At 49.1% G+C, this 4,799-nt stretch carries 5 protein-coding genes and 1 pseudogene; 3 read left to right on the forward strand and 3 right to left on the reverse strand.

What is annotated here, in order from left to right:
• Both ACP5SG_RS08320 and ACP5SG_RS08325 read right to left on the reverse strand, forming a co-directional pair.
• A pseudogene (locus tag ACP5SG_RS08320) lies at positions 1–463 on the reverse strand (site-specific DNA-methyltransferase); the annotation flags it as partial.
• Between the two features lie 104 nt (positions 464–567).
• The gene (locus tag ACP5SG_RS08325) at positions 568–1,362 is read right to left on the reverse strand and encodes an abortive infection family protein (protein WP_428123479.1); all 795 of its coding nucleotides are present in this window, start codon (positions 1,360–1,362) and stop codon (positions 568–570) included.
• A 230-nt stretch (positions 1,363–1,592) separates the two neighbouring features.
• Here ACP5SG_RS08325 and ACP5SG_RS08330 point away from each other — a divergent pair, with 230 nt between their 5' ends.
• Complete coding sequence (locus ACP5SG_RS08330) at positions 1,593–1,949, forward strand: hypothetical protein (RefSeq protein WP_428123482.1); 357 nt, start codon at positions 1,593–1,595, stop codon at positions 1,947–1,949.
• A 192-nt stretch (positions 1,950–2,141) separates the two neighbouring features.
• Here ACP5SG_RS08330 and ACP5SG_RS08335 read toward each other — a convergent pair whose 3' ends face one another.
• Positions 2,142–3,593, reverse strand: coding sequence for a M48 family metallopeptidase (locus ACP5SG_RS08335; RefSeq protein WP_428123486.1), 1,452 nt, complete (start codon positions 3,591–3,593; stop codon positions 2,142–2,144).
• Positions 3,594–3,754: 161 nt separating this feature from the next.
• On the opposite strand from ACP5SG_RS08335, the gene ACP5SG_RS08340 reads away from it, so the two are divergent.
• Both ACP5SG_RS08340 and ACP5SG_RS08345 read left to right on the forward strand, forming a co-directional pair.
• Positions 3,755–4,075, forward strand: coding sequence for a hypothetical protein (locus ACP5SG_RS08340; RefSeq protein WP_428123489.1), 321 nt, complete (start codon positions 3,755–3,757; stop codon positions 4,073–4,075).
• Between the two features lie 20 nt (positions 4,076–4,095).
• Positions 4,096–4,776 (forward strand): endonuclease III domain-containing protein, encoded by a 681-nt coding sequence (locus tag ACP5SG_RS08345; protein WP_237888176.1) that lies wholly within the window; start codon positions 4,096–4,098, stop codon positions 4,774–4,776.
• Positions 4,777–4,799 lie beyond the last annotated feature (23 nt).

Genomic DNA, 4,799 nt, shown 5'->3' on the forward strand with positions numbered 1-4,799 from the left:
AGATCATCTGCACCTTGCCCGCCATGCCCTCCTTCTCCAGCAGCGAGTTCATCACGAGCAGCGAATCGCCCGCGATGAGGCGGTTGCTCCAGCCGTGCTTGTGCTGGTAGAACTCCACCGCCTGGCGCAGGGGCTCCTCCCGTTCCTCTTCGAAGAGGCCTAGCTGTATCGGCGCACCGTTGCCGTTTTGCTTGCGTACCGCCTCGATGATGCTGCGCGGGTCGATGCGCTCGTGGACATGCAGCGACACCGTCGGCACTTCAAACGAGGTGTGCTCGGCCTTGCCCGCCCAGACCAGTTGCGGGTCGAGATGCGGGTCGTAGGCGTAGCGCTTCTTCTGCCCAGACTCGGGATCGGTCTCCGGCGTCACCAGCCCCACGGGCGGGTTGTTCATCCGCTCTTTGTCCCGATGCTCGTAGGATTCAATCGGTCGTTTAGTCGTGGTCTTTGTCTTTCGTGCCATCAAGTCCTACCTGTCGGTTTCGTCATGCGGTGGTTCGGGAGGCTAACGTTCCGGTTCAGGCGCGTGCGGCTTCATGCGCGTCGCCTGCAACCGGCGGTTAGCTTTCATTTACTGCCCCTAACTTTATGAGTTTCCGCCAAGAACACTGAAAGAGTTGATGCCGCGCCAACTGCTAATTTCGCGTGCCGAGGCTGAAGGCCCTTATTGGCACCAACTTTTCCGTGCCCTGTCCCGTAATGATTTCTTAACTCTGCAACGCCCTGGGTAATAGATGCCAAATTGCTCAGTAGCCGCTTTATTGTTTCGGCAGCTTTTGCCTGTTCTGGTATGTCATCCGGCGTCAACTGCAATACGGTCACGGTGCTCTTGACGAGCTTCGGCAGATCGTCTCCCTTTGAAAAAGTTACTCCAGCTTCCGTCAGGATACTTTTGCAGCACGTTTCGACTAGCTCTTTCGCCGTACCGATTGCGAGCTCGGGGTCTTGATTCACAGCAGCTTCCATGCGAGTGATTTGCTGTGAGACGTAGGTAACATCCGTTCCAGAAAGTGTTTCTCTTGCGGCACGAATACCAGGAGAAATGTGGACACCCACATACCTGCCAACAAATATCGGCTTTCCTGATATCCGTGCTTTTTCGACCAACTGGAACCCGTCGTTCTTTAAGCAGTTGTTGTAAAGCTGGCAAAGCCGCTCGCACTCGGTTACATCAGACCTCACTACTGGATGGATAGATTCACAGAGAAATCTCAGAAATGTTTCGTCATCGCCTCGCATCAGATTGAAGCGAGAATCGGAAAACACCCAATCGGCTTCCCAGTCATCATTGTTTACGGTGTGCTGCCATATATCGTCCTTGGCATCTTTAAATCGGGAGTCTGTAGAAGGCATTGCCTCCATATCTCATATCCTGGACAAAAACTCGATTTCTTCGAGCCGACCGTAGATGTTTATCTTCTCAAGGAAGACAAGAGCGAAAATGTCTCTTCTCGTTATCTCAGATATTTTGGTTGCCATCGCGCTTCCAAATGAAAGCTAACAGTGTATTAGACAGAATGAGCCAGTATTGTGCTAGGCAGAATCTGTCTATTGATAAGTTCCATATTCTGTGTATGATAATGGGAGGGACGATGTTTTTTCCTGACCACCACAATACACACTTAAAAAAATACCACGCGCCTTACACAAAAACAAGCAACGACAAAAACGTAGCCAGATTTTGGGATCGTTATCTGGAAAAACTGCGAGAACACGGGGTTAAGCAGGCCGCCATGCGTTGGTATGTGGTCCGGGCTGAAGAGTATATCCGGGCGGCTGAAGGGAAAAAGCTGGCGGCCCAGGAAGTGGCGGACATCACCCGCTATTTGGAAAAAATGGGCAGAAAAGGTGGCATCTCAGACTGGCAATTTCGCCAGATTGTCGATGCTATACAGATTTTGCTGCAAACGGCCAAGGTTGCCTGTGTGTCTCAGGTGAATTGGGAATAAGCAGGAAGGGGCCATGGCGGTTGTCGCGGACACTGGCAACGCAGAGTGGGATGACAAACAAATGGGTACCTCTAATAATCCATTATTCCCGCGAAGGCGGGAATCTATCTTGTTGTTTTTGCTGGATTCCTGCTTGCGCAGGAATGACAAAACATGGATTTTTAAATATCCCCTAAGAAGACAGACCTTTTGTTAATCCAGTTCCGGATTGTTTGATTTGGGTCTTGCCTTACCGTGGTTTGAGGGTTGTTCCAGATAGAACTGAGTCAGGTTCCGTCTGGCAATGGCCTCCCAGGATTTTACTGGTAAAAGGCCAGGTAGCAGGGTCAAAAACGAGGCTACAAGCAGGAAAAGGGCCTTTTTCTGCCTGAGTTTTTTTAAAAAAGCCGTCTTTAATGACGGATTTTGCGCGACATCCTGTAAAAATTCCACCCGCTGGGCAATGCTGTAGTGGTGCCAGCTCGGCTGGTTTCTTATACCGCCTGAAATGAGCGCCAATTTTTCAAGGGCGTTTATCAAATGCCATGGGCGCCCCTGCGCATCGAATACGGCAAGGTCTGCCTCGCGCTCAAAATTCCTCATGAAGTAGCCCATCAGAAACCTGAAATAGAGAACCAATGCAAGACCGAGCGGCAGGCTTGAAAGCAGGGAAACGATGCCAGGCGGGGCGTCTCTCAGATCAAAAATGGCCCTTAAAAACGGCCGTTGTGAAACAAGCCATATCCAAACGGCGTCAAACAGTCTGTAGAATATCAGGCTGTAGATGCCTATAAAGACAAGATACCACAGCATATGCCTCCTCCTGACGTGGGCGGACTCGTGGGCAAGGACGGCCTCTATTTCTTCCGGCGTAAGGTTTTGGATGAGGCAGGGGGTGAGAAGGATATAACGAAAACTTGGTATGACACCCAGAACCGCTGCAGTGCACAGCCTCTGCCCGTCAAGGGACCACAGAAGTATTTCACGATATTTTAACCCTGAACGCCTCAGGAACCCCTCGATCAGGTCTCTGACATGTCCCTTTGGGATAGGTTTGCACCTCCATATAAATTTGATCATCAGGGGCACAAAAACAATTATAGTGATAAAGGCGATTGTAACGGAGATGGCCTCGCCGGCAGCGCTATTTATGAAATCATTAAATCCAGGCCACTGGACTCTGCCGATAATGTCGCCGGCCAAGGTGACAGCAAGATAGGGAATTATAGCGGGAAGCACCAATCTCAATCTAAGATCTATTTCGTCTTGGATGGAGATGGTTGCAAGCCCGCGCTTTTTAAGGCCCAACCAACAGGCGGCCCAAGCCATAATGAGATATATTAGATAAAAGCCCAGAGAACATATATTGACCAGGCCAGGAGTCGGCCAGGCGATGAGATGAGCTATAAAAATTTTTAAATCAAATACATAAAAGTCTATTGCAAGTGCAAAAAGCGATAGCCACTGCAGTTTTTCCTGCAACAGACCGATCGATCCAATCTTTTTGTTTCCAGCGAGTCGAAAAACCAGCAACGCAAAGGCTGTGGCCTTCAATAACCAGAAGGCAGCGACAGACCAGGCGGACATGAACGGATTTATATCTACAGGCGCGTCCACCACAATGAGCAATGCGAGCATCAAAGCGATGATTTGGCTATAGGGCATTGTTAAATACCACCCGTCATCTTGCAATAAAAGTCTTGTAGAGGTGCTATATAATTGACACCTACAATAAATGTGTTTATTAAAGATCTTGGGTTGTTAAAATCGAACATTCAAATTAACATCATTAACAAAATGAACAAAATTAGACAATAAATAAAAGGATGGCCATGAACTGGCAACTCATTCTAGAGAATCTGCGGACTGAGGCCATATTTTCTCGTCTGGCCGGTACCGACCCCTTAAGCCTTGCGCACAATCCACATATAGCCATTCCGTTTCTGGTCGTCCTTGCCGTACTTGCTCTTTTAAAAATGGTGCGCACCCTGGTTACAGTTGTGAGTGCGGCGGCATTATGGTTCGCTGTAGTGTATACCCTCCCAAAAGGCGAGGGGTTCTCGCTGAAAGATCTTGGGGTATTTATAAGTATATGCATCATGATACTCGCCTTTCTGATCTATGTCTATTTGATAAGATCCGATTAGGATTATGAGGCGGCATTAGGATGAAAAGCGATGTCTCGAGCAGTAGAAATCACTATGGCCCTGTGGTAGATAGGCTTCTTTCGATATATGAGCGGCTCTTTGCTGAATTCGGCGCCCAGCACTGGTGGCCAGGGGAGACGCCTTTTGAAGTCTCTGTGGGGGCGATTCTTACGCAAAATACAAGTTGGGACAACGTCAGCAAGGCCATTTCAAATATGAAGGCCAAGGGCATACTTGACCCGATCGTTCTTTACACCCTCCCTTATGAGATGATCGCAGATGCTATACGTCCGGCAGGCTATTTCAATATAAAGACCAAGAGGCTTAAGGCCTTTGTCTCCTTTCTTGTCGAACGTTTCAACGCCGACCTGGATGATATGTTTTCCATTGGCCTCGACAAATTGAGGCCGCTGCTCCTGGACATAAAGGGCATAGGGCCTGAAACTGCCGATAGCATCCTTCTATATGCTGGCGGGCTTCCCACTTTTGTGGTAGATGCCTATACCTGCAGGGCGCTCCTGCGGCACGGCCTGGTTGATGAAGATGCCGTTTACGACGATATCAGGGCGCTCTTTATGGACCATCTTCCTGCGGATGTATCGTTTTTCAACGAATACCATGCGCTGTGGGTTGCCCTCGGAAAACAGTATTGTAAAAAAAATGCGCCTCGATGCGAAGCGTGCCCGCTCAAAGATATTTAAATCCGGCTGGTTAAATCCCAAAG

The organism is Dissulfurimicrobium sp., assembly GCF_049968175.1.
Classification (GTDB): Bacteria; Desulfobacterota; Dissulfuribacteria; order Dissulfuribacterales; family Sh68; genus Dissulfurimicrobium; species Dissulfurimicrobium hydrothermale.

What these genes read in the sequence shown, in the direction of transcription:
- ACP5SG_RS08325 (WP_428123479.1), bottom strand. Translation starts at nt 1,362, where the DNA reads ATGGAGGCAATGCCTTCTACAGACTCCCGATTTAAAGATGCCAAGGAC.
- ACP5SG_RS08330 (WP_428123482.1), top strand. Translation starts at nt 1,593, where the DNA reads ATGTTTTTTCCTGACCACCACAATACACACTTAAAAAAATACCACGCG.
- ACP5SG_RS08335 (WP_428123486.1), bottom strand. Translation starts at nt 3,593, where the DNA reads ATGCCCTATAGCCAAATCATCGCTTTGATGCTCGCATTGCTCATTGTG.
- ACP5SG_RS08340 (WP_428123489.1), top strand. Translation starts at nt 3,755, where the DNA reads ATGGCCATGAACTGGCAACTCATTCTAGAGAATCTGCGGACTGAGGCC.
- ACP5SG_RS08345 (WP_237888176.1), top strand. Translation starts at nt 4,096, where the DNA reads ATGAAAAGCGATGTCTCGAGCAGTAGAAATCACTATGGCCCTGTGGTA.